Origin of the sequence: Kamptonema sp. UHCC 0994, assembly GCF_029167235.1 — a bacterium.
In the GTDB taxonomy this organism is placed as follows: Bacteria; Cyanobacteriota; Cyanobacteriia; order Cyanobacteriales; family Microcoleaceae; genus Kamptonema.
In genome coordinates this window covers 24,575-46,570 of sequence record NZ_JARFTR010000046.1, presented here as the reverse complement: position 1 = coordinate 46,570, position 21,996 = coordinate 24,575, and the positions used below count along the sequence as shown (strand labels likewise).

The 21,996-nt window shown below is 43.9% G+C and carries 25 protein-coding genes and 3 pseudogenes; 11 read left to right on the top strand and 17 right to left on the bottom strand.

Annotated features, from left to right (window positions below; all coding sequences use genetic code 11):
* Window positions 1-99: 99 nt before the first annotated feature.
* A complete protein-coding gene (locus PY364_RS04440) occupies window positions 100-327 on the bottom strand; it encodes a type II toxin-antitoxin system CcdA family antitoxin (protein WP_275520947.1) in 228 nt (75 codons plus the stop codon).
* Between the two features lie 426 nt (window positions 328-753).
* On the opposite strand from PY364_RS04440, the gene lepA reads away from it, so the two are divergent.
* From lepA to PY364_RS04415, 5 genes and pseudogenes are all read left to right on the top strand, one after another.
* Entirely contained in the window at window positions 754-2,565 is a 1,812-nt protein-coding gene (gene lepA, locus PY364_RS04435) for a translation elongation factor 4 (protein ID WP_275520946.1), read from the top strand.
* A gap of 141 nt (window positions 2,566-2,706) precedes the next feature.
* Window positions 2,707-3,225: pseudogene (locus tag PY364_RS04430) on the top strand (GDP-mannose 4,6-dehydratase); the annotation flags it as partial.
* Window positions 3,208-4,557 (top strand): annotated as a pseudogene (locus tag PY364_RS04425) (LAGLIDADG family homing endonuclease); the annotation flags it as partial. The pseudogenes PY364_RS04430 and PY364_RS04425, both read left to right, overlap by 18 nt.
* 9 nt (window positions 4,558-4,566) lie before the next feature.
* Window positions 4,567-4,986 (top strand): annotated as a pseudogene (locus PY364_RS04420) (GDP-mannose 4,6-dehydratase); the annotation flags it as partial.
* Between the two features lie 113 nt (window positions 4,987-5,099).
* The gene (locus PY364_RS04415; RefSeq protein WP_275520945.1) at window positions 5,100-6,491 is read left to right on the top strand and encodes a UDP-glucose/GDP-mannose dehydrogenase family protein; all 1,392 of its coding nucleotides are present in this window, start codon (window positions 5,100-5,102) and stop codon (window positions 6,489-6,491) included.
* Window positions 6,492-6,606: 115 nt separating this feature from the next.
* Here PY364_RS04415 and PY364_RS04410 read toward each other — a convergent pair whose 3' ends face one another.
* The 15 genes from PY364_RS04410 to PY364_RS04340 all read right to left on the bottom strand — a co-directional run bounded on the left by PY364_RS04410 (window position 6,607) and on the right by PY364_RS04340 (window position 17,741).
* On the bottom strand, window positions 6,607-6,924 hold the full coding sequence (locus tag PY364_RS04410) for a type II toxin-antitoxin system RelE/ParE family toxin (protein ID WP_275520944.1): 318 nt from the start codon (window positions 6,922-6,924) through the stop codon (window positions 6,607-6,609).
* Between the two features lie 25 nt (window positions 6,925-6,949).
* Complete coding sequence (locus tag PY364_RS04405) at window positions 6,950-8,572, bottom strand: radical SAM protein (protein ID WP_275520943.1); 1,623 nt, start codon at window positions 8,570-8,572, stop codon at window positions 6,950-6,952.
* Between the two features lie 30 nt (window positions 8,573-8,602).
* Entirely contained in the window at window positions 8,603-8,857 is a 255-nt protein-coding gene (locus tag PY364_RS04400) for a SemiSWEET transporter (protein ID WP_007358191.1), read from the bottom strand.
* A gap of 38 nt (window positions 8,858-8,895) precedes the next feature.
* Window positions 8,896-9,393, bottom strand: coding sequence for a DUF29 domain-containing protein (locus PY364_RS04395; protein ID WP_275520942.1), 498 nt, complete (start codon window positions 9,391-9,393; stop codon window positions 8,896-8,898).
* Window positions 9,394-9,533: 140 nt separating this feature from the next.
* A complete protein-coding gene (locus PY364_RS04390; protein WP_275520941.1) occupies window positions 9,534-9,809 on the bottom strand; it encodes a Uma2 family endonuclease in 276 nt (91 codons plus the stop codon).
* Window positions 9,810-10,087: 278 nt separating this feature from the next.
* Window positions 10,088-10,207 carry a photosystem II reaction center protein J gene (locus tag PY364_RS04385; RefSeq protein ID WP_007358194.1) on the bottom strand — a complete coding sequence of 40 codons (120 nt, stop codon included), beginning with the start codon at window positions 10,205-10,207 and terminating at the stop codon, window positions 10,088-10,090.
* Between the two features lie 70 nt (window positions 10,208-10,277).
* Entirely contained in the window at window positions 10,278-10,400 is a 123-nt protein-coding gene (locus PY364_RS04380; protein WP_275520940.1) for a photosystem II reaction center protein L, read from the bottom strand.
* Between the two features lie 9 nt (window positions 10,401-10,409).
* On the bottom strand, window positions 10,410-10,547 hold the full coding sequence (gene psbF / locus PY364_RS04375) for a cytochrome b559 subunit beta (protein WP_007358195.1): 138 nt from the start codon (window positions 10,545-10,547) through the stop codon (window positions 10,410-10,412).
* A gap of 21 nt (window positions 10,548-10,568) precedes the next feature.
* Window positions 10,569-10,820: a cytochrome b559 subunit alpha gene (gene psbE, locus PY364_RS04370; protein WP_007358196.1), complete on the bottom strand. Its 252-nt coding sequence runs from the start codon at window positions 10,818-10,820 to the stop codon at window positions 10,569-10,571.
* A gap of 54 nt (window positions 10,821-10,874) precedes the next feature.
* Window positions 10,875-11,888 (bottom strand): photosynthesis system II assembly factor Ycf48, encoded by a 1,014-nt coding sequence (locus PY364_RS04365; protein WP_275520939.1) that lies wholly within the window; start codon window positions 11,886-11,888, stop codon window positions 10,875-10,877.
* Entirely contained in the window at window positions 11,875-12,210 is a 336-nt protein-coding gene (locus PY364_RS04360) for a rubredoxin (protein ID WP_275520938.1), read from the bottom strand. Before PY364_RS04360 ends, PY364_RS04365 begins: the two co-directional genes overlap by 14 nt.
* Before the next feature lie 515 nt (window positions 12,211-12,725).
* Window positions 12,726-14,918, bottom strand: coding sequence for a hypothetical protein (locus PY364_RS04355; RefSeq protein WP_275520937.1), 2,193 nt, complete (start codon window positions 14,916-14,918; stop codon window positions 12,726-12,728).
* A gap of 77 nt (window positions 14,919-14,995) precedes the next feature.
* Window positions 14,996-15,541, bottom strand: a complete 546-nt coding sequence (locus PY364_RS04350; RefSeq protein ID WP_275520936.1) for a transposase — start codon at window positions 15,539-15,541, stop codon at window positions 14,996-14,998.
* Window positions 15,542-15,732: 191 nt separating this feature from the next.
* The gene (locus PY364_RS04345; RefSeq protein ID WP_275520935.1) at window positions 15,733-17,118 is read right to left on the bottom strand and encodes a CAP domain-containing protein; all 1,386 of its coding nucleotides are present in this window, start codon (window positions 17,116-17,118) and stop codon (window positions 15,733-15,735) included.
* An 89-nt stretch (window positions 17,119-17,207) separates the two neighbouring features.
* Window positions 17,208-17,741 (bottom strand): hypothetical protein, encoded by a 534-nt coding sequence (locus PY364_RS04340; protein ID WP_275520934.1) that lies wholly within the window; start codon window positions 17,739-17,741, stop codon window positions 17,208-17,210.
* 521 nt (window positions 17,742-18,262) lie between these two features.
* Here PY364_RS04340 and PY364_RS04335 point away from each other — a divergent pair.
* The 3 genes from PY364_RS04335 (at window position 18,263) to PY364_RS04325 (ending at window position 19,631) form a co-directional block, all read left to right on the top strand.
* Window positions 18,263-18,562, top strand: coding sequence for a type II toxin-antitoxin system HigB family toxin (locus PY364_RS04335; protein WP_275520933.1), 300 nt, complete (start codon window positions 18,263-18,265; stop codon window positions 18,560-18,562).
* Window positions 18,546-18,965: a transcriptional regulator gene (locus PY364_RS04330; RefSeq protein ID WP_275520932.1), complete on the top strand. Its 420-nt coding sequence runs from the start codon at window positions 18,546-18,548 to the stop codon at window positions 18,963-18,965. Before PY364_RS04335 ends, PY364_RS04330 begins: the two co-directional genes overlap by 17 nt.
* A gap of 438 nt (window positions 18,966-19,403) precedes the next feature.
* On the top strand, window positions 19,404-19,631 hold the full coding sequence (locus PY364_RS04325) for a hypothetical protein (RefSeq protein ID WP_275520931.1): 228 nt from the start codon (window positions 19,404-19,406) through the stop codon (window positions 19,629-19,631).
* A gap of 73 nt (window positions 19,632-19,704) precedes the next feature.
* On the opposite strand, the gene PY364_RS04320 is transcribed toward PY364_RS04325, so the two are convergent.
* Window positions 19,705-20,019 carry a hypothetical protein gene (locus PY364_RS04320; protein ID WP_275520930.1) on the bottom strand — a complete coding sequence of 105 codons (315 nt, stop codon included), beginning with the start codon at window positions 20,017-20,019 and terminating at the stop codon, window positions 19,705-19,707.
* 346 nt (window positions 20,020-20,365) lie between these two features.
* Here PY364_RS04320 and ndhC point away from each other — a divergent pair, with 346 nt between their 5' ends.
* Genes ndhC through PY364_RS04305 form a run of 3 tightly spaced genes read left to right on the top strand, consistent with a single transcriptional unit; the run spans window position 20,366 to window position 21,937 of the window.
* Complete coding sequence (gene ndhC, locus PY364_RS04315) at window positions 20,366-20,728, top strand: photosynthetic/respiratory NAD(P)H-quinone oxidoreductase subunit C (RefSeq protein ID WP_007358204.1); 363 nt, start codon at window positions 20,366-20,368, stop codon at window positions 20,726-20,728.
* Window positions 20,719-21,441: a photosynthetic/respiratory NAD(P)H-quinone oxidoreductase subunit K gene (ndhK, locus tag PY364_RS04310; RefSeq protein WP_275520929.1), complete on the top strand. Its 723-nt coding sequence runs from the start codon at window positions 20,719-20,721 to the stop codon at window positions 21,439-21,441. Before ndhC ends, ndhK begins: the two co-directional genes overlap by 10 nt.
* Window positions 21,434-21,937, top strand: a complete 504-nt coding sequence (locus tag PY364_RS04305; protein WP_275520928.1) for an NAD(P)H-quinone oxidoreductase subunit J — start codon at window positions 21,434-21,436, stop codon at window positions 21,935-21,937. Before ndhK ends, PY364_RS04305 begins: the two co-directional genes overlap by 8 nt.
* The last annotated feature ends 59 nt before the right edge of the window (window positions 21,938-21,996 follow it).

The window sequence follows — 21,996 nt, the reverse complement described above, 5'->3', positions numbered from 1 at the left end:
GAGGAGCGGAGGAGCGGGGGAGATGAGGAAGTTAAATCGAACCCAGTTTCCCAGTTTCCCGCTCCCCATCTTTCTCGTCTTCCGATCTGCTCTCTTGTATCAATCGTTCCACTCGCCACGTGGGGGGACAGGGGGGTTGCGGCGGAGACTCAAGGCTAGCTCATCTTCGCGACGTTCGCCTCTAAGCCACTGGCGAATCGCAGTTTCTATCACCTTGCTAGGGTCATTTGTCAGGTGCTTAATTTGATCTAATAGTTCAGAATCTAAGTGGACAGACACTTCCACCTTGTCGGCTGAACTGTGGGGGGGGATGGTTTGCTCGTTCATATAAATGCTCCAAAATGGAAACCCATCGCCTTTAAGGGTGGGAGTGTCAGAATCACGAAATCCTTAACCAGGAAGAAGTAGTTTTGTTGAAGTTCCTAATAGAAACTTATGGATTTTTCTTTTTAAGGAATGTATAACTTGCCGCTAAATAGGGATTTATGGCTATTAAAAACAGATATTTTTTGTACCATATTTCCGTCCCCAATTCTAATAGTACCATGAAATTATGCGCCTTTTGTCAAGGAGTGGTAACTCTTGGCATCTACTGAATCGCGATCGCCTTGGCTCAGAGAGGAATGTTCCGAGGCAGGGGCTTTGCCAACATCCCCAATCCCTCCTGTACAATTATGAAGGGAGGGAAGGATTACAAGTGTTTCGCCTCAGCGTGTGTAATGATACAACAAAAAGCATCCATTGCCGGCTCTTATGACTAGCGTTCCTGTTTCTCGCATTCGTAACTTTTCGATCATCGCTCACATTGACCACGGGAAGTCTACTTTGGCCGATCGCCTGTTGCAGGCGACTGGGACGGTGGGCGATCGCGAGATGAAAGAGCAATTTTTAGACTCGATGGATCTCGAACGGGAGCGCGGCATTACGATTAAGCTGCAAGCGGCTCGGATGAATTACACTGCTAAGGATGGTCAGCAGTACGTGCTGAATTTAATTGATACTCCCGGGCACGTAGATTTTTCCTACGAGGTATCGCGATCGCTGGCTGCCTGCGAAGGTGCGCTGTTGGTGGTAGATGCTTCTCAAGGTGTGGAAGCACAAACTCTGGCAAATGTCTACCTCGCCCTGGAAAATAATTTAGAAATTATTCCGGTTTTGAATAAAATTGACCTGCCGGGGGCGGAACCAGATCGGGTAAAAAGCGAAATTGAAGAAATTATTGGCTTAGACTGTTCTGGGGCAATTCCAGCTTCGGCAAAAGAGGGGATTGGGATTGACGAGATTTTGGAGTCAATTGTCCGCCTAGTACCGCCGCCCCAGGATACTGTATCGAAACCTTTACGGGCGCTGATTTTTGACAGTTATTACGACATCTATCGCGGGGTAATTGTATATTTTCGGGTGATGGATGGGACGGTGAAAAAGGGCGATCGCATTCACTTGATGGCCTCTGAGAAGGAATACGAAATCGACGAGTTAGGCATCCTTTCCCCCACCCAAGTGCAGGTAGACGAGCTCCACGCTGGTGAAGTGGGTTACATCGCCGCTGCCATTAAAGCTGTGGCCGATGCCCGTGTAGGCGATACAATTACTCTGGCAAAAAATAAGGCCTCGGAACCTTGGCCTGGTTACACTGAGGCAAAGCCGATGGTATTTTGCGGCTTATTTCCCATCGACGCAGATCAATTTCCCGACTTGCGGGAAGCTTTGGAAAAGCTGAAGCTGAACGATGCAGCCTTGGCTTACGAACCGGAAACATCAAGCGCGATGGGTTTTGGCTTCCGCTGCGGCTTTTTGGGCTTGCTACACATGGAAATCGTGCAGGAACGGTTAGAGCGGGAATATAATCTGAATTTGATCGTTACAGCTCCTTCTGTGGTCTATCAAGTGACGACGATTAAAGGGGAAGTCGTAATGATTGACAACCCCAGCCACTTGCCAGACCCTCAGTTACGCCAGAAAATAGAGGAACCTTACGTTCAGGTAGAAATGATCGCGCCAGAGGGTTACGTGGGGGCGCTGATGGAGTTAAGTCAGAACCGCCGAGGCGTGTTTAAGGACATGAAATATCTCGCTAAGGGGCGGACAACTTTAACTTACGAGTTGCCTTTGGCGGAGGTAGTGACAGACTTTTTCGATCAGATGAAGTCGCGATCGCGCGGCTATGCCAGCATGGAATATCACATCATCGGCTACCGCGAAAATCCTCTGGTAAAACTGGACATTCTAATTAACGCCGAGCCCGTTGATGCCTTAGCAATGATCGTCCACCGGGACAAAGCTTACAATGTAGGCCGAGGAATGACGGAAAAACTCAAAGAATTGATTCCCCGTCACCAGTTTAAGGTTCCCATTCAAGCTTCTATTGGCAGTAAAGTAATCGCCAGCGAACACATTCCCGCCTTGCGTAAAGATGTCCTCGCCAAATGTTACGGCGGTGACATTTCCCGTAAGAAAAAACTGTTACAGAAGCAGGCGAAAGGTAAAAAGCGCATGAAGTCTGTAGGGACAGTAGATGTACCCCAAGAAGCGTTCATGGCCGTGTTACGACTGGATCAGCCATAATCTTGATTTGGTTACAATAATGAAGATTTGATAAATTCTGCGTTGCGAACATTGTATCAGGCGCAGTTTTTGTTATTTTGGAGCTAAGGATAGAGCTTATATCGAAGATAGCTTCTTGTCAACAACTCAGTAGCGCAAATAATGAGAATATTAGTCACAGGTGGAGCAGGTTTTATCGGTTCCCATCTCATCGATCGCTTAATGGCCCAGGGAAATGAGGTAATTTGTCTTGATAATTTTTACACCGGGACTAAGCGCAACATCCTCAAATGGATGGACAATCCTTATTTTGAACTAATCCGGCACGATATTACAGAACCGATTCGCTTAGAAGCCGATCAAATCTATCATTTAGCTTGCCCAGCTTCGCCAGTTCACTATCAGTATAACCCCGTCAAAACCATTAAAACTAATGTGATGGGGACAATGAATATGCTGGGTTTAGCAAAGCGGGTGAAAGCCAGAATTTTGTTAGCATCCACTTCCGAAGTTTACGGCGATCCCAGCGTACATCCCCAAACAGAGGATTATTGGGGAAATGTCAATTGTATTGGGATTCGTTCGTGTTATGACGAAGGAAAACGAGTAGCTGAAACTTTGGCCTTTGATTATCATCGCCAAAATGGTGTAGACATTCGGGTAGTGCGAATTTTTAACAGTTTGACAGGCGATCAAAAGGTGATCTATTACAAAGACGATCGCCTTTATTACGAAACATTTGAGGAATGCTACAGCCGCATTGGAGAAGACATCTCAAATGTTTCTGTACCTTGTTTTGATGAACAGGGAAAAATGCGATTAAAACCAATTTCAGCAATTTGGAAACACAAAGTAACGAAGCCAGGGTATAAAATTACGACAACCTGGGGTAAGGAAGTAAAAATTACTGAAGATCACAGTTTATTTACTTGCGACGAGGAAGGATTACCTCAAGCCGTGTTTGGCAAAGATTTAAAGGTTGGGGATAAAGTAGCTGTTCCCAGTTACATTCCGTTTATGGAGCGTCCTTTAGACCCTTTTTACATCAGTGATAAAATTAACGCCCCTGGCTTGTGGGTAGTGAGTGAAGATGCGATCGCATACTTAGAAAAATTCCGAGAGCAAATATATAAATATTTTGCTCAAAAAGGAATCAGCAATCGTCAATACTTCAGCACCATCAAAAAATACGAAGCTGCCAATAAAATGCCTTGGCAACTTTGGCAAGAACTAGGATTGCCTTTGACGAAAAAAGAGAGAATTGCTGGCTACCAATCTGTCAAGGAAATCAAAAATTACATAGAAAATGTTAGTGATTTTCTATGGTTTTTAGGATTTTACTTAGCAGAAGGCTGTTTAATTCATACCGAAAAAGACCGCCAGCTTGTATTTAGCTCAAATGTCAAATACTTGGAAAAACTGATCGAGGTGACGCGAGAGTTATTTGGCTGCGAGTGTGAAATCCGATTTGACCCAGAGGAGAAAAGAGCACCATCAGTTCACATCAGATCAAAAATTATTGTCGATCTGGTTGTCAATGTTTTGGGATTTAGCAAAGAATTAAGCACCAAAAAAGATATACCCAATTGGATTTTACAACTTCCCAAATCACAGTTAGTTCACTTTTTGCATGGTTTCTGGGAAGGTGATGGCAATCTTGATGCTAAGACAACGGGTTCGCTGCTAGTGTTTAACAGTTCTAGCCAAAAAATAATTGAAAAACTGGTGCTAATTCTAGCTAACTTCGGGATAGTTGGAAGTGTATCGGAATTTGAGACCACTGTCCGCAAAGGAGACAGCAAAAAGTACAAGTCTTACCGGATAACGGTTCAAGGGTTAGACGACTATAGCATCCTCAATCTTGCTAATGTCAAACAAAAACTGCAAGCTAAAATTACAGGAGATTTAGCTTGGGGAAAAGTTAAAGCCATAGAAAAGTTTGAAATCGATGAGGATGTCTACGACTTTTCAGTTCCCGATGGGGAAAATTTTGTAGGCGGTAATTACTGCGTTTGTTGTCATAATACTTATGGCACCAGAATGTTAGAAAATGACGGCCGAGTGGTAAGTAATTTTATCGTCCAAGCTTTGCGAGGAATACCACTAACTGTTTACGGAGATGGTTCTCAAACGCGAAGTTTTTGTTATGTTTCTGACTTGGTGGAAGGGATAATGGGCCTGATGAATGGCGATAATATTGGGCCTATGAATTTAGGAAATCCGGGTGAATATACTATCTTACAATTGGCTCAGAAAATTCAGGAGATGGTAAATCCAGGTACGGAAATTATCTATAAGCCGTTACCGCAAGATGACCCCAAACAGCGACAACCAGATATTACCCGTGCTAAAACTTGGTTAGGGTGGGAACCAAAAGTTCCCTTGGCTGAAGGTTTAAAGTTGACTATCGATGATTTTCGCGATCGCCTTCTTAATAGTTAGTTGCTTTTTAACAGTTAACAGTTAACAGTTAACAGTTAACAGTTAACAGTTAACAGTTAACAGTTAACAATTAGCAATTCCTAAATTTCATTACTTACTTTGAGGATAATTGTATGCGTGTTTGTGTCATTGGTACGGGATACGTTGGCTTAGTTACAGGAACCTGCTTGGCTCACATCGGTCATCACGTCATCTGTGTAGACAACAACGAAGAAAAAGTGAAGTTAATGAAATCTGGACAGTCACCGATTTTTGAGCCAGGACTTTCGGAGATCATGCAGTCAGCTTCGCAATCGGGAAAACTAGAATTTACCTCTGATTTGGCCGCAGGTGTGGCTCACGGTGATATTTTATTTATTGCAGTGGGAACGCCTCCTTTACCTACTGGAGAAAGCGATACCCGCTACGTGGAAGCCGTCGCTCGCGGGATTGGTACTCACTTGGATGGCGAGTACAAAGTAATCGTAAATAAATCCACAGTACCAATTGGTTCAGGCGACTGGGTGCGGATGATTGTACTTGATGGACTTGCAGAGCGCCAAAAAGCTAAGGTAGGAGATGGCGAGGTTAGTAATGAGGAAGTTGCAGAAAAAAGCGGCGCTCAATTTGATGTAGTTAGCAACCCCGAATTTTTGCGGGAAGGCTCCGCTGTTTACGATACTTTCAACCCAGATCGGATTGTTTTGGGAAGCAATAGCCAGCGCGGAATCGATATGATGACGCAACTGTACACGCCAATTATTGAGCGTAAGCATAGCGAAGATCAATCATTGCCACCGGTACCTGTGGTGGTGACAGATATTAGTTCTGCTGAGATGATCAAGTACGCAGCTAATGCTTTCTTAGCTACTAAGATTAGCTTTATTAATGAAGTTGCAAATATTTGCGATCGCGTCGGTGCAGATGTCGTACAAATTGCCAAAGGTATTGGTTTAGATTCCCGGATTGGTGGCAAGTTTTTACAAGCAGGAATTGGCTGGGGGGGTTCGTGTTTCCCCAAAGATGTTTCTGCGTTAGTTCATACCGCTGATGACTATGGCTATGATGCACACTTACTGAAAGCAGCAGTCGAAGTTAATGAGCGCCAGCGTACAATTGCGATTGAAAAATTGCAGCAAGTGCTGAAAATTCTCAAAGGTAAAACGGTGGGATTGCTTGGCTTAACTTTCAAGCCGGATACTGACGACTTGCGCGATGCACCATCGTTGAATTTAATCGAAAATCTCAATCGATTGGGAGCGAAAGTCAAAGCTTATGACCCGATTGTTTCGCAAACTGGAATGCGTCACGGTTTGTCTGGAGTGATGGTAGAAACCGATCCCGAACGCTTAGCCGATGGTTGTGATGCTTTAGTTTTAGTAACAGACTGGCAACAGTTCCGCAACTTAGACTATGGGAAAATGGCGAAGCTGATGAACCATCCGGTGATGATTGACGGCCGTAATTTTTTAGACAGAAAGAGTCTGGAAGCCGCTGGTTTCCACTATGTAGGAATTGGCCACTAGATTTGTTAAAAGCTAAATATGTGAGCTAATGGCTAATAGTTAATTGTAAAAATCAGCAATTAACTATTAGCTATTTAGGACGATGTATTTAATTGGGATTTTCTCACACTCTCTTTTAAGAACTTTGCGAAACGCTTAACTCAGATTGAATTTCAGTAGTCTTTATGCTTTCTTCTGGTTCGCAAACAGTAACAGTAGTTGAACCTATCTGTCCAAAATATATTCGGTAGCCAGGGCCATAATTGATTTTAAGTTCACATACTCCTTCCCCCACTGAGCGATAGTCTCCTAAATTACCATCAGCCATGCGGTTAAGCCTAGAGATAATCTTGGCTTGAGCATTGATATCTCGGAGCGAATTAAACCACTCATCGTAAGGCATTCTGCCATCTGACGCGATGTAACGCTGAATTTCCCTTGGTTGTACTTCCATGATTTAGATTATAGTCTATCATATCTCAATTTTTCCTAGTAAAGTAATTGGTAGCCTCCCCTAAATGCTTTTTCAAAGTCTCAACAGGTAGCGGCCCTTTTAAGTGACTCCAAGGCAAAACTAGCTCCAATTCCCACTCAGCATAAACGTAGAAATCCATCTCAGGCAACTGTCCTCGCAACTCCTTAAAAGCACGACGATAACTACCCAAAGAATCTCCATAATGCCGCACTAATTCCAATAACTTCGATAACCTTCTATCTCCCCGCGATAGCAACCCTTGAATCACAGACCAATTATAACTTTCAGGTCGAAATTCTAAACCTAATTTTCCTAAATCTTTATGTAACAACTTCAACCTTTTCTCAGCATCTTTATTCACTCCAAACCACTGAAAAGGTGTGTGAGATTTCGGGACAAAAGTGCTACAACCCAAAGTTAAACGTAAACCAGGAGCAGCTTTTTTAATATCCCGCATCATTGCCACAGTTTGGTTTAAATCTTCTGATTTTTCACCAGGAATTCCCACCATTCCATAAAGCTTAATTCCCTTTAATCCCCCAGACTTAGCATTGATAGCAGCTTGAATAATCTCATCATTGCTTAGTTTTTTATTGACAATTTTGCGAACTCGTTCGCTACCACTTTCCACTGCGATTGTAATAGAACGAGTATCTCTTTTAGCTAGAGTTTCTGCTAGTTGTACTGTTACAGTATTAGTCCTTACTGATGAAATGCTCAACCGCACTTCATCATATTTCGGTTGACTTAAATAATCTAATAATTCCTTAAATTCTGTGTGTTGAGTCACAGAAGCACCTAGCAAACCCAAGCGATTTGTCACTGTTAAACCGCGTTCAATGGCTGGAATTAACGAGTCTTCAAAACTTGCAGTTCTAAATGGCAATGTCAGATAACTTGCTAAACAGAAACGACACATTTCTGGACAACTGCGAACCACTTCCACCATGTAAATATTTTCCCAAGCTGCTTTTTCTGTGACTACAGTTGAAGCAGATAAAACATTTCCGCGATAAGTTTGTTTTTCAACTTGTCCAGGGATGGTTGTATCTACTGGCAAAATAGACTTAATGCCACCAGCCAGATCGTGATAAGTTACTTCATATAAACTAGGAACATAAACACCTGGTATTTGTGCTAAATGACGGAGTTTAGTTTTTCTATCTGCTGGCCTAACTTCTTTGTAAGCATTAATGAAATTAGCAAGTAGATTTTCGCCATCTCCTAGCAAGATGACATCAAAAAAATCGGCAAAAGGTTCAGGATTGGCAGTAAAAACTGGGCCGCCACCAAATATAAGCGGATGGTTATCTGTGCGTTTTGATGCCCAAATAGGTACTTCTAAAAATTCCAATAAATTGAGAATATTGACATAATCGAGTTCCCAAGATAAGGAAAAACCCACTAATTCTGGCTGTCTCGGTAATTGTTCGTGGGTATCAGTAAACAAGCGGCTGACTTCGATATCACTCCGGGTTGCTAAAGTTGCCCAAACCACTTGATAGCCAAGGCTAGTGATGCCAACAGTGTACTCGTTGGGAAAAGCAAAAATTGTGTGGATAGCGTCAGCGTTAGGGGTTGCTGGCGTAAACAGGAGGCGTTCAGAGGAAAATAGGTCAGGAGTCACTGGCAGATTCAGCTTTAGCTGGATAATATCTCATTCATATCTAATTTTAAGCCATAAAATCGCTAAATTAAGAATTAATGTAACTGCATTGGCAAGAATAATGGCTAAATCTTGACGAAAAACCCCGTATATTAACCAGAGGAAAATTCCGATACAGAAAGTAATTAGCATGGTGACAGAGACATCTTTTGCGGATTTTGTTTGCCAGGTTTTAATCACTTGAGGTAGAAATGCACTGGTTGTCAAGGTAGCGGCTGTTAGTCCTAAGATTGTGATTAAATCCATTATAATGTTTAAGCGTAGGGTTAGCGGAGATTTATGCACTATTCCATCAAATCATTGGGAGCTAATTCACCCGGAAAAAAGCGATCGCTCAAAATCTTCTCCAGTGAATAACAGCAATCTATCGGAAAAGTTTTAATCGGCAAATTCGTTTCTCCTGCTGCCAAAAGCACACCTTTTTCATAAGCTGTTTGAATACCCTCTTGCAAGTACGGCTTAAGACTGGGATTTTCTGCCAGCAATTCCAAAACATCATGACGCTGTACGCGAATCGTCATTAACCAACTGCGACTCCGGCGATTAGATTGATATTCCCATTTTAACAAATGTCCAATCAAAATACTCAAACGATTTCGCAATTCAGAACGTTGCTGTTTTCCCAAAGATTCAATCTCCTCAATTAAATTAACTAAATCTAGCTGAGTCCATTTCCCATCCCGTAAAAATTCCGCTTGTTCCTGAGTCCAAGCATAAAAATCAGTCTCATAAAGACTTAGCGCCACACTTCCCATTTCCTGTTCAGTTTGTGATGTCTGCATCGCGTAATTAAAACCTCAAAATAGCTGCTTCAATACAATTTGATTATGATTGAAAGTATCATGTCATTGCGAGTGAAACGAAGCAATCGCGAAGACAGGAGATTGCTTCGTTCCTCGCAATGACATACTTACCTATCATTTTAATTCTGCATTGGAAATACCCCCGATAAATCTAGAGACAAATCAGGAAAACTAGGAATCACTACCGACTCATTAGGGAAAACAATGCGTTTCAACCTATAACCAAACTTACCTTGACTGTCCCGATAAGATTCACTATAAACTTCCAACCAATTATCTATTAAATTAAATATCCAGTAATTAGAAATTCCATCCTCAGCATAGATAGATAACTTCCTTTCTCCGAGATGGTGATATTCGCTTAAAGTAAAGCGTTTTACAGTAACATTAGTCATTTTTTGCCTATATGCGGTACTTACATCAACTATAACAACCCAGCAAACTAGCCAACCCCGTCCTACCAACCCAACTACAAAAAATCCCGCTCGGAAAAGAGCAGGACTATATCACAAATATACAAAAAAGTCAAGGCTTTTAATTACTCTTCGCGCCCATTTTTAAGGGGCTTGGGGAGATATTTCAGAATTAAAAATGTTCAATTAAAAATTGAAAATTGCTAAGATTTATGCCATTTTTAATCTTTAATTTTTAATTCCTCTCCCCTGATTCTCTCTTAGATAGAAGAACCCAAGCCAGCGTAAGCTCCGTAAAAGAAAATACCCAAAATCGTCAGTACGCCCATACCAGCAACAGTTGCTACAAGCCACAAAGGAATTCGACCAGATTGAAGCACAGCATTCACCTCTTAAATCAAAACTAAATAGACCTAATCAAAAAGCTTGAAATCCCGTTCAAATTTCTAGTTAGTTAAAGAAATAACTAGAAAACAGGATACCCAAAACAAAAATCAGCAACAGACCCAAATACAGAGAAGTCCGGTTTAACTCAACAGGCTGTGGATTGGGATTTGGAACTCTTTCAGGCATGATTAACTCCTATCGTTGAATAAACTGCATAGCTGCGATCGCGCCCAAAAAGAAAATGGTTGGAACGCCAAGGGTGTGAACTGCCAACCAGCGCACCGTAAAAATCGGATAAGAAACTGGCTCGTTATTAGGGACTCTGCTAGTCATGCTTTCAAACTCCTTTTTAAATTACTTAGCAATGAACTGATCGACTTGTTTCTTAGCTTCAAAACGGTCTGATACGATCGGCACTTCTTGGCGAGTCTGAGTAAAATACTCATTCGGCCGGGGAGTCCCGAACACATCATAAGCTAAGCCTGTCTGTACAAACAGCCAGCCAGCAATAAATAGCGCTGGAATGGTGATGCTATGAATCACCCAATAGCGCACGCTCGTAACAATGTCCCCAAACGGACGCTCACCAGTTGAACCACCAGCCATTTAGATACCTCCTAGAAAACAGCTCAACACAAAATCTTTAAGACAATTTTACTATCAAGCAGGTTGCGCCGATCCCTGATATTTCAATAGAGTTCCGGTCGCACCGATAATAAACCCTTTCTCAGGAGTCATAAAGACAATTTTGTAAAAATTAGCGGGCACATCCTCTACTTCGCGGTCTTTTTGCCAAGTTTTCCCGCCATCAAAACTGCAAAGCAAATTACCCCCGCCACCAGCCAGCCAAATCTCATCAGCAGTTCGGTAAGCCAAATCCAGCAAACCCCAACTGGCCTTGCGATCGGGACTAAAAGGTTCTCCCCACTCATCCCGATTTTCAAGATTGCTAAATTGAATTTGGCCGCCTCTCTCCAGCATCCACAAACGCCCATCCTTGCCAAACCCCATACTTTGGAGACGGCGAGAACTGTTGCGGTTGTAAGGAGTCCAAGCAGGCTGTCCCGGTTGCCAAATGGAGTAAAAATTACCCTTTGACGAAACCGCCACATACTGCCCGTCAGGGGAACGGTTGATATTGCGAACTACCCCGAAAGCTTCCTGTACTAAGGCTTTCCAAGTCTTACCGCCATCAGCAGTTTGATAGATCGCGCCTACATCAGTAGTCATCTCGGCAGACTGGGGCCCTAAAGCTACAATCGTACTGGGAGAACCTGGAAGCTGGCTACTTAGAGCAATGCGAGTCCAAGATTTACCCTCATCCTCAGTGTGCAGCAAAACGGAAGGCTGTCCGACAATCCACCCTTCCGAACCGGAAAAACTCACCGAGGAAAAACGGGACATCGCATCTTCTAAATTTAGAGCGATCGCCTGCCAATTTTCTCCGCCGTCTTTCGTTTCCAGTAAAGTAGTGTCAGAACCCACAATCCAGCCGTGCTGGGGATTGCCAGTAAAGGCGACATCCTGCAAATTAGCTTTAGTCGGCAGAGGAACTACCTTCCAGGGGTTATAACTCACAGAAGGAATAGTGCTGCAACCCGCACAGATTAGCACAGCAACCAATAAGATTACAATTCGTTGCCAAACTCTCACAATCGTCTTACTGCAAACCATATAAACTCAGCAACAACAAGAAACCAACGGCTAAGCCGCCAAAAATCAGCAAACTTTTCTGGGATTCACTCATCGTATTGACACCCAGCCCGTAGCGCCGATTTTCCTTGAATCCAGAAGCGCCTTCAGTCTGGCCAACATTTTGAAATCGGGACTTCGGCGCACCGCAAGTCGGACAGCGCCAAGTCTGGGGCAAATCTTCAAAGGCCGTCCCCGGAGGGATCTGACTTTGAGCATGACCCTTTCTCGGTTCGTAAACGTAGCCGCAGGAGCGGCATTCGTGTCGATCTAGCGTTTTGACTTCGGTGGCTGGATCGCCCATAGCTCAAAATAGAGTGTGTAAGCCAATCTTAAAATAACTATTAAAGATTATTACAGAATATGAGTCTGCGATCGCATATCTGGGAAAAAGGAAGCGCCTGTTTTCGAGATGGTGGGATTTTGAGGGGGTGACAATGGTTCTGGGACTTTGCTGTGTCAAGGTTTGAGGGAGTTTTAGCTGGCTTAAGGTGAGTTTGAGGCGATCGGGTAGAGTTTACGTAATTTTTTGCCAGATGCCAAATTTGTCAATTTTAAAAGATTGCGACTTGTCAATTTTAAAAGAGTGCGATCGCGCCAGTAGACTCCCTACTATTAGCCGATCGCACCATAATGTCTGTAGGGGCGGGTTCGCCTAGATATTTGACACCCACCAACAAATTATAAAAACCCGCCCCCACCCCACCAACAAATTAACAATTAATTGAATTTAACAGTTATTCAGCGATCGTTGTTAGGGATTATTCGTTGGGTGGGGGCGGGTTATAAAGATTATCTGTAGGTAGCAGAATTTATCGGTTAACCCGCCCCTACAAAGCTGAAATAATTACCGCTTAAGCTCAAATTTGAACCTCCTTGGAGAATGCTAATTAACTCATTTTGAGCCGAAGCTTTGCGGTAAATTGCCGTACCAGTTTGGTTAGCTTGCGAGAAAGGAACTAGCAGATAATCATCGGCTTTCCCGTTCAATTGAATACTATCTTCACTGGCATTAAAATCAGTAATCAGCGCGTAGTCAGTATCGCCATTGTCGTAATAAGTATTATTGACATCTCCCAAAACGAAAATATCGCTCCCACCTCCGCCAGTTAAGGTGTCAATTTCCTCAATTCCGGGGTTAATAGCATTGATGTCAACTCCCGTGAGGATATCGTTGCCATTGTCGCCTTTAAGTACGTCATTACCAAGTCCGCCAAAAAGGCTATCATTTCCATCTCCACCGATGAGGATATCTTGCCCTTTCTCAGCATCTAAGTAGTCATCATTGAGATTTCCTGATAACACATCTTGACCTACATTGCCAAAGATTTTATCATTTCCTTGGCGGCCGGAAATAGTATCATCTTCCTGGGCTCCATTGATAATATCATCCTGAACAGTGCCTTCCAAGCCATTATTAGGGTTAGCAAAACCGAAACCTCGGCTACCAAAAACTGCATAACTTTTGCCGGGATAATCTTGAAATAAACTGCCGGGTGCGCCAACAATTATATCGTCGATGCCATCGCCGTTAATATCTCCGCCACCGCTGACAGCAGTGCCAACTAAACCATCGGTTTCTACTCCATTTAAAACTAAGGCATTCTTACCGTTAGCTTCTGCTAAGCTGAAATTAGCTGGAAATTCCTTACTTCCAAAAACAACAAATGTTTTCCCGGCATTGTTTTTATCATCAGAGTTGGCGCTGGAGGCTCCTATTAACAAATCGTCAAAGCCATCTTTGTTGATATCTCCGGCATAGCTAACGGCATTTCCGGCTGACCCTTCGGCATCGAAACCGAAGATAGTAAAGCCGTTACTGCCGTTCAATTCAGCCGGATTGACAATGACAGGAAACGCATCTTTTTTGCCAAAAATTACGTAGGTTTTGCCTGCATTAATTTGGTCGCCAACTGTTGCACCGGGAGCACCAATTACGATGTCTTTATTGCCGTCACCGTTGATATCTCCTGTGGCGGTGAGAGCGATTCCAGAACGTTCTTCGGGAGTGAGACCGGCGATGACAACTCCGGTAGTTCCATTTAATTCTGGGACGTTAATGCTGCCAGTAAATCCGCCTTGCTGACCGAAGATAACGTAAGTTTTGCCTGCATTAATGCCGCCGTTGGTAGTACCGCCATCTGCACCAATTACGAGGTCGGGAATGCCGTCGCCGTTGATATCGCCACTGCTGGCAGTACCGCTAGAATTGCCGTCAATGCCGTTAATAACAAAGCCGTTATTGTTGTTAATTTCAGCTAGGTTTAAGTTAGGAGAAAAACCTGTGGTGCGGCCGTAGATGACGTAGCTTTTACCGGGTGTGCCACCGAGGGGGCCGGGTGCGCTGATGAGTACGTCGTCAATGCGATCGCCATTAATATCGCTAATACCAGTCGCAAAGAGGCCGGCATAGTCAAAGGTGTTGGTTCCTGTCACGGCAAAACCGTTATTTCCATTCAAATTAGCTAGGTTGAAGTTAGCAGGAAATCCTTGGTTTGTGCCGAAGACAATGTAAGTTTTTCCGGCATTATTTTGACCGTTGACAGCGGCACCGAAGGCACCAATAATAAAGTCTTTGATGCCGTCGCCGTTGATATCGCCTGCACTGCTGACTGTGCCGCCGCTGAAACCTTCGGCATCGGTGCCGTTGAGGGTGAAACCATTTTGACCGTTGAGTTGGGAAAGATTGACGCTGGCGGGGAATTTTTGATTGCCAAAGATGACTTGACTTTTGCCTGCGGCGTTGACGTTATTGGGGTCGGCACCGAACGATCCGACTATGATATCGTCTATTTTGTCGCCGTTGATATCTCCGGTTTTGCTAACAGCAACTCCTGAGAAGTTACCTGCTTCTGTGCCGTTGAGGACGAAGCCGTTATTGCCGGAAAGGTTGTCAAGTTTGAGGCTGTTGATGTTGATATTAACGGTGGCGGCTTGTATTTGTTTGCCGTCTGTTAGGAGGTAGTTAAATTTATCGGTGCCGGTGAAGTCTGGGGGTGGGGTGTAAAACAAATTGAATGATATTTGTAGGGGCAATCCCCCCGTGGTTGCCCTTAGACCATAATCGGGCAGGCACGGGGGCACCGCCCCTACAAATCGGGTTGGGGATGATATTTTTGTAAATGCAAGGGTTCATTTTCCCAAGCGATGGGATTGTTTTGGATATATTCGCTAATATTTTCCCAGGATGTTTGATCGCGAATAATCTCTTCGTAATAATTCCGCTGCCAAAATTTTTTCGGAAATGGTGTCCAACCAAAATTTGCCACACCATGTCGGTATTTGGTAGTTGTTAATGATTTGAAGCGGTGAACCACATCTCCTAATGTCATGGGTTGATTGATACGACCGTCAGAAATATTGTCGCAGGTCAAAATAATAATTCCGTGAATATGATTCGGCATTAATACAAAAGCATCCAGTTCGACACCAGGATAAAACAATGGCAATTCATTCCATACAGTTTGCACCATCACCCCTGGTTCACTGGGATATATCTGGCTATTGCGGATTTCGCCTAATGTATGTAAACCGCCATTGATGCAAATGGTAACAAAATAAGCCCCTGCTTGAGAGTAGTCATATCCCTGGAGACGAATGGAACGCCGATGATGTCTTGCCGGATCGTATTTCATAGTTTTGGTACTGTCATATCAATTCGATCCTACTGTAGGGGCGGTGCCCCCGTGCCCGCCCGATGATGGTGTCGTAGCGATCGCTCTGACGGGTTAACAGCAGGCAACCATAAAGCGATCGCAAAAGCAAAACGGGCAACCACGGGGGGATTGCCCCTACCAATACCGATCGCTGATTCAACTAGAGCGCATCAGGCAACATTGAAGGACCAGGTATAAGTCTGACCGCTTGATGTAATTGAAGCTGTATAATTTCCAGGTATTAATGGGTTGCGGGGTATCATTACAACCGCATCGTGTGAATCCAAGATACCGCGTGCCAATTGTTGAGCAGATGGATCGGGATTGCTGTAGGTTGTTTCATCAAAAACACCATGTTCTATGGGTATATTTCCCTGCGTTAATGAGTGAGAAGTGACTCGAGGCGTGACGTTCCCAGAACCCAATTGCAAATAAATAGGTAAGCCCGTAGGAGCCGTGTATCCTGGAAAGCCTGTTAACGGATCGGGATATTCATTTCCGCCATACTGTCTTAAGGGAACTGTCTTGCCACTTGCAGGGCTCATAACAGGATATTGGGGGGAAGAATTAGAATTAATTCCTCGAATAACATCCAAAGTTGCCCCAGTTTCAATTCCCCCATCGGCTTCGCGATAACTACCGTAAGCAACTTGCGTTAGTTTGGGGTTGATAATTCCTAACGCATGAAAAGGGCCGGTCATCCATCCATCAATAAAATCCACGTCTCGTGTCTGAGTTGTTGACCAACCTGTCACATTGCTATTTTGACCCGCTTCAGAGCCTGCTGGCGTGTACCAAGGGTTATTATGGTCTTGAAAATGAGTGAATTGATCATTTTTAACCACATAACGTGAGTGTTCTATTTCCCCTTGTGTCCATGCAGGATTGTTAGTCACAGGTGGTAAGTTGGCTAGGCTGCGAAAATAATTTACCCGATCGAGCCAGTTATCAGATGTTGGCGGAGTAGGAGTAGGAATTGGCGTGGGACTTGGCGTAGGAGTTGTTACCACATTCCCACCGATAATTTTCTGTGAAACACTCGCAGGATTGCCAGTAAAATTAGTCAAAATTGCCAAGGTTGTATCAAAAGAAGAACCGCCATTGCTGCTAACATAAACTCCGACACTATTACTGTCATTACGAGCAACTAAAAAGCGGGAACCAGTCAAATCATCTAACAGTTCGAGGAAATCAGAAGCAACATCAAAGTCGGGGATAATAGCTAACCCATCGCTCATGAGACCAAAGGTATCACTTCCGCCGCCGCCTGTCAGCGTATCTGTGTCTTTGACACTGACTAAATAATCATTTCCTTTGCCACCAAACAGTTGATCTGCACCAGATGCGCCATACATAGAATCATTATCCCGGCCACCATAGAGGACATCGTTACCCGGATCTCCGAATAAACTGTCATCTCCAGCACCGCCATAGATAAAATCATTTCCCGCATCGCCTGCTAGCGTGTCATCGCCAGCATAGCCATAAATTTCTACGGGTTCAGCATCATTCCAAATGAGTTTATCATTTTGCGTTGTTCCATCTAAACGAGCCATATTGAATCTCCGATTATTTCAAGTAAATTGCTACAGTTAAAATGTCAGTTTGGGTTTGCCTAAATTTTTGACACCATCGACAAATTATATCAACCCGTCCCATCCAAAACAACGATCGCCGAGTCATCCTCACCCTTCAACCCCGCCAATTCCCCCTGACTCAACGCCTTACCTTGAACTAAATCCGAAAAAATCTCCCCCTCATCCCCGATCGCATCTACACTATTAATCTGCGAATCAACAAAATGCCCAAACTCTTCCAGCAAAACACCCGCAACAGCCGTAACATTCCCCGCATTTTTGGCAAGGAATTCCCGCGACAGATAAATCTTCCCTGTCGCTGCCGCAAACGCACCCAAAGCACCATTAATCTCTGCTTCGGAACGAATCTCAATCTCTGGAAATTCGCTAAAATCTCCCTGGGCCCAAGCTGATGCTAACTTGACAGCTTTCTCAACATCAAAGCTATTGCCGAATGCTACCTGCATCTTGGCCAGAAAATCTGGACTTGTCGCCAAACTGCTGAGGGAGTTCTGCGCGATCGCACCTATCATATTCAAAGCGCGATCGCCCGATTCTACCAATTCAGTACCGAAAAACTCATCATCTGTTAGCCATTTCATAATCCGATCTCCTCAAAAAAGCTAATTGTTGCCAAAAAACACAAAAGGCCGGGAAAGTGACAAATGCGATCGAAGCGATCGCGCCTGCCCTTTCACCAGCCCCGTGAGGATCACCCTCATCTCAAGCTAGGTTTTTACCTAATATTTAGTTATTTAACAATGATGCTGTCGGCCATCTCAGTCGTACAGACTATATCATTGCGGGTACTTTACCCGAATTAAAAGCAATCTACAGCATTTAATTTAACCTGTCAATACCTCCAGTTATCTTTTTTTTAGTAAGTTTCATCGTTGGGTGGGGGCGGGTTTATAACAATTATCTGTAGGTGACAGAATTGATCGGTAAACCCGCCCCTACAAATTTATCCTAGTATTTACCAGACCTTGTAGGTTCGGTTCGCCAAAATCTTTAAATATTCTAATATGGCTATGATGTTGCGATCGCAGTTACAAATGTTTATAATATGACAAATGCGTAAGTTCAGAACAAAATCTGGTGTAGTTTAGAAAAAAAGGGTGAAATGCGTGTTATCAGCCGAAAAATCCTCCGAGATTTCTGTGAAAGCCATGCGGACTCCTGTGATGCACTTTATGACTGGTATAGAGTGTCAAATAAAGCTGAATGGCAGAACCTAATTGATGTTCAGCAGACTTATCCAAAAGCTGAAGCAGTCGGAAATTTTACCGTATTTAATATTAAGGGAAATCGCTATCGGCTGATAGTTGATTTAGTTTACAATTCTCAAAGGATCTACATCAAATATGTGTTGACTCACGCTGAGTATGATAAGGATGAGTGGAAAAATGATCCATACTTTTGACGCAAAATCTTATACAGATTTACTGGTTCGATATCAACCAAAACCGATTGCAAATGAAGCAGAAAACGATGCCGCGATCGCTCTCGCTTGCGAACTGGAACATCGTCCCGTCCGATCGCCGGAGGAAGATTTATTTCTGGAGCTTTTGATAACGTTGATTGAAAAATTTGAAGCTGAAAATTATCCAATTCCCGCAGGCAATTCTGCCTCAATGTTGCAACATTTAATGGATGCGAGAAATTTAGATAAATCTGACTTAATTCCAGTTTTGGGAACCCAAACAAAGGTTGAGGAAATTATGGTTAATCCCAGGGCGATGGAAATAGATGAAGCCAGAAAAATCGCTGACTTTTTCCAAGTCGATCTGAGTTTGTTTCTCGAATCGCGATCGCAGCATATCTAACAGCAACAGTAAGTTTCATCCTTGGGTGGGGGCGGGTTTATAAAGATTATCTGTGGGTGACAAAATTGATTGGTTAACCCGCCCCTACAAATTTTTCCTCATATTTTATTTACCATATTTGTAGGGGCGGGTTCGCCCAAATCTTTGACACCCACCAATCAATGATATAAACCCGCCCCAACCCACCAACAAATTATCTAAACCCGCCCAACCCCACCGACTCAAAAAAGTGTAAAATGAAAAATGGTGAGTTTCAGGAGTGCAAGCTATTCCTACAACAGCGCAAGTATGGAAAACCTTCGTTCTTTGTTGCTGGGCAACAAAAATGTATCGGAGTGTTGACTTAGTTCGTATAGATGAGCGAACAGGAAATGTCTTCATCTTAGGTGGTGAAGAAATGGAAATCGAAATCAAACCTAACGGAGATTGGACTTTTGTATGAAACCCAACTTCAATGAACTGAGCAGAAAAGAGTTACACGCTTATGTACTTGCTCATCGAGATGATGATGAGGCGTTCTATGCTTTAGCTGACAAAATCTCTGCTGACGCGGCCAAGAAAGTGCCTTATCCACCCGCAAAATCCTTAGAAGATATGGAAAATTATCCAGAGTTTATAGAAAAACTCCGTCGTGATCGCGGCAACCAAGAATCAGCCCAGACGTAGCCTGCATCGCTCTTTTTTATAAGGATGGAAAAAAGAGCGATTATCAAAAAACCTACATCGAAGCAGATCGCACCTATTCTTTTAAATTCCCTTCCTTAACATCTCGATCGGAAATGTAATACCGATAATAAGTTGAGCCCTTGACAGTCACATGAATCTTACCCTTCCCCTTTTCCGCCCTCTCACTCTCAATACTTATCTTTCCGAACCCTGTTTCTTGCCAAGTTGCATACAAAATGTCCTCGATTTTACCAAAAATCTGATTAATCGGATTCTCTTTGCTTTCTGGCGTTGATGACATATCTATTTCTACATTCTGATTTGACTTAGCTTTACTATTCTGGGTACTTCCTCGATCGCCTGCGGCATCCTCTGACAAAAACCTCATAGCTTTTTACTCCCATAAATTTCAGCCTCCACTTACATTTCAGAAATAGCTTTCTTTTTTTACGCATAGTTTCAGCCTTTGTAATAATCCTTTACACGATCGCACTTCAGTCCTGTAGGATTTCCATTATTTTCATCTAAAATTATGTCGAAACCTCAGATTAATTCTCGCTCCGACGATGACCGAGGCCTTGAGTACGATCAGAACTTGGCTGCAAACTAGACAACTCCGATCGCCATAATTTACCCATAACTCATTACCCATTTACCTTGCCCCTCCTACCCGCGATCGTATATTGTAAAGAACAAGTTACAAAACCCTTTTACAGAGGCAGTAGTCAACAACCGTGTTTGCACTCAGCGGCTACGAGTATTTCTTAGGCTTCCTAATCATCTCCAGCCTAATACCAGTTCTTGCCCTCACAGCCTCCAAGCTGCTGCGGCCCAAAAGCCGGCCCTACGACCGGCGCACCACCTACGAATCTGGAGTCGAACCCATTGGCGGAGCCTGGATTCAATTCAACATCCGTTACTATATGTTTGCCCTAGTCTTCGTCATCTTTGACGTAGAGACAGTCTTCCTCTATCCCTGGGCCGTCGCCTTCAGCCAACTGGGACTCCTGGCTTTCATCGAAGCCTTGATTTTTATCGCGATTCTTGTTATTGCTCTCGTTTACGCATGGCGCAAAGGAGCCTTGGAATGGTCTTAAGTTCTGATACACAAAAAACGCAACTTGTCAACCCAGTTGAACGCCCGGAAATTACCTCGCAACTGTCTGAGAATATCATTCTCACCACAGTTGACGACCTCTACAACTGGGCGCGGCTATCTAGCCTGTGGCCGCTGCTTTATGGAACAGCCTGTTGTTTCATCGAATTTGCAGCCCTAATTGGCTCTCGCTTTGACTTCGATCGCTTCGGCTTAGTCCCCCGTTCCAGCCCCCGGCAAGCCGACCTAATCATCACCGCCGGCACGATCACCATGAAATACGCACCAATCCTAGTGCGTCTTTACGAGCAGATGCCAGAGCCCAAATATGTGATCGCTATGGGCGCTTGCACCATCACCGGCGGAATGTTCAGCATGGATTCCCCCACAGCAGTACGCGGCGTAGACAAACTGATTCCAGTAGATGTCTACATCCCTGGCTGTCCCCCGCGCCCAGAAGCAATCATCGACGCAATTATCAAACTGCGGAAGAAAATCTCCAACGATTCTCTGCAAGAACGGGGTAACTTACAGCCAACCCACCGCTACTACACCAGAAGCCACAAGATGAAAGTCGTAGACGAAATCTTAGACGGCAAATATTTACAGGTTCCCACCCGATTCACACCGCCCGCCGCCTTAACCGAAGCAATGGGAATGCCTATACCCCCAGCCCTACAAGCCAGCCAAAAACAGGAGGTGCCTCGTGCCTGATTCGCCAGCCCCAATTGTTGAAGCGGGTAAAGTTTCCCAATGGTTAACCCAGAATGGCTTTGAACACCAAGCCTTAGAGCCAGACCATTTGGGAGTTGAGATCCTGAAAGTAGACCGGGAATTTTTAATCCCAATGGCTACAGCACTTTACGCCTACGGGTTTAACTACCTGCGGTGTCAGTGTGCTTATGACCAAGGGCCGGGGGAAGATTTAGTTAGTACCTTCGACCTAGTTAAGGTGAGTGATAATTGCGATCGCCCCGAAGAAGTGCGCGTAAAAGTCTTTTTGCCCCGCGCAGACCCCCGATTACCCTCAGTTTACTGGATTTGGAAAGCGGCAGATTTCCAAGAGCGGGAATCTTACGATATGTACGGCATCGTCTATGAAGGCCATCCCAATCTCAAACGGATTTTAATGCCCGAAGACTGGGTAGGCTGGCCGCTGCGTAAAGATTACATTTCCCCTGATTTTTACGAGCTGCAAGATGCTTATTAATTAAGTCAGAACTTACGCACGTTTAGGTAAGAAACCGGGTTTCTTCGTAGATACAGCAC

What these genes read in the sequence shown, in the direction of transcription:
- PY364_RS04440 (WP_275520947.1), bottom strand. Translation starts at nt 327, where the DNA reads ATGAACGAGCAAACCATCCCCCCCCACAGTTCAGCCGACAAGGTGGAA.
- lepA (WP_275520946.1), top strand. Translation starts at nt 754, where the DNA reads ATGACTAGCGTTCCTGTTTCTCGCATTCGTAACTTTTCGATCATCGCT.
- PY364_RS04415 (WP_275520945.1), top strand. Translation starts at nt 5,100, where the DNA reads ATGCGTGTTTGTGTCATTGGTACGGGATACGTTGGCTTAGTTACAGGA.
- PY364_RS04410 (WP_275520944.1), bottom strand. Translation starts at nt 6,924, where the DNA reads ATGGAAGTACAACCAAGGGAAATTCAGCGTTACATCGCGTCAGATGGC.
- PY364_RS04400 (WP_007358191.1), bottom strand. Translation starts at nt 8,857, where the DNA reads ATGGATTTAATCACAATCTTAGGACTAACAGCCGCTACCTTGACAACC.
- PY364_RS04395 (WP_275520942.1), bottom strand. Translation starts at nt 9,393, where the DNA reads ATGCAGACATCACAAACTGAACAGGAAATGGGAAGTGTGGCGCTAAGT.
- PY364_RS04390 (WP_275520941.1), bottom strand. Translation starts at nt 9,809, where the DNA reads ATGACTAATGTTACTGTAAAACGCTTTACTTTAAGCGAATATCACCAT.
- PY364_RS04380 (WP_275520940.1), bottom strand. Translation starts at nt 10,400, where the DNA reads ATGCCTGAAAGAGTTCCAAATCCCAATCCACAGCCTGTTGAGTTAAAC.
- psbF (WP_007358195.1), bottom strand. Translation starts at nt 10,547, where the DNA reads ATGACTAGCAGAGTCCCTAATAACGAGCCAGTTTCTTATCCGATTTTT.
- psbE (WP_007358196.1), bottom strand. Translation starts at nt 10,820, where the DNA reads ATGGCTGGTGGTTCAACTGGTGAGCGTCCGTTTGGGGACATTGTTACG.
- PY364_RS04365 (WP_275520939.1), bottom strand. Translation starts at nt 11,888, where the DNA reads ATGGTTTGCAGTAAGACGATTGTGAGAGTTTGGCAACGAATTGTAATC.
- PY364_RS04360 (WP_275520938.1), bottom strand. Translation starts at nt 12,210, where the DNA reads ATGGGCGATCCAGCCACCGAAGTCAAAACGCTAGATCGACACGAATGC.
- PY364_RS04350 (WP_275520936.1), bottom strand. Translation starts at nt 15,541, where the DNA reads ATGAAATACGATCCGGCAAGACATCATCGGCGTTCCATTCGTCTCCAG.
- PY364_RS04345 (WP_275520935.1), bottom strand. Translation starts at nt 17,118, where the DNA reads ATGGCTCGTTTAGATGGAACAACGCAAAATGATAAACTCATTTGGAAT.
- PY364_RS04340 (WP_275520934.1), bottom strand. Translation starts at nt 17,741, where the DNA reads ATGAAATGGCTAACAGATGATGAGTTTTTCGGTACTGAATTGGTAGAA.
- PY364_RS04335 (WP_275520933.1), top strand. Translation starts at nt 18,263, where the DNA reads ATGCGTGTTATCAGCCGAAAAATCCTCCGAGATTTCTGTGAAAGCCAT.
- PY364_RS04330 (WP_275520932.1), top strand. Translation starts at nt 18,546, where the DNA reads ATGATCCATACTTTTGACGCAAAATCTTATACAGATTTACTGGTTCGA.
- PY364_RS04325 (WP_275520931.1), top strand. Translation starts at nt 19,404, where the DNA reads ATGAAACCCAACTTCAATGAACTGAGCAGAAAAGAGTTACACGCTTAT.
- PY364_RS04320 (WP_275520930.1), bottom strand. Translation starts at nt 20,019, where the DNA reads ATGAGGTTTTTGTCAGAGGATGCCGCAGGCGATCGAGGAAGTACCCAG.
- ndhK (WP_275520929.1), top strand. Translation starts at nt 20,719, where the DNA reads ATGGTCTTAAGTTCTGATACACAAAAAACGCAACTTGTCAACCCAGTT.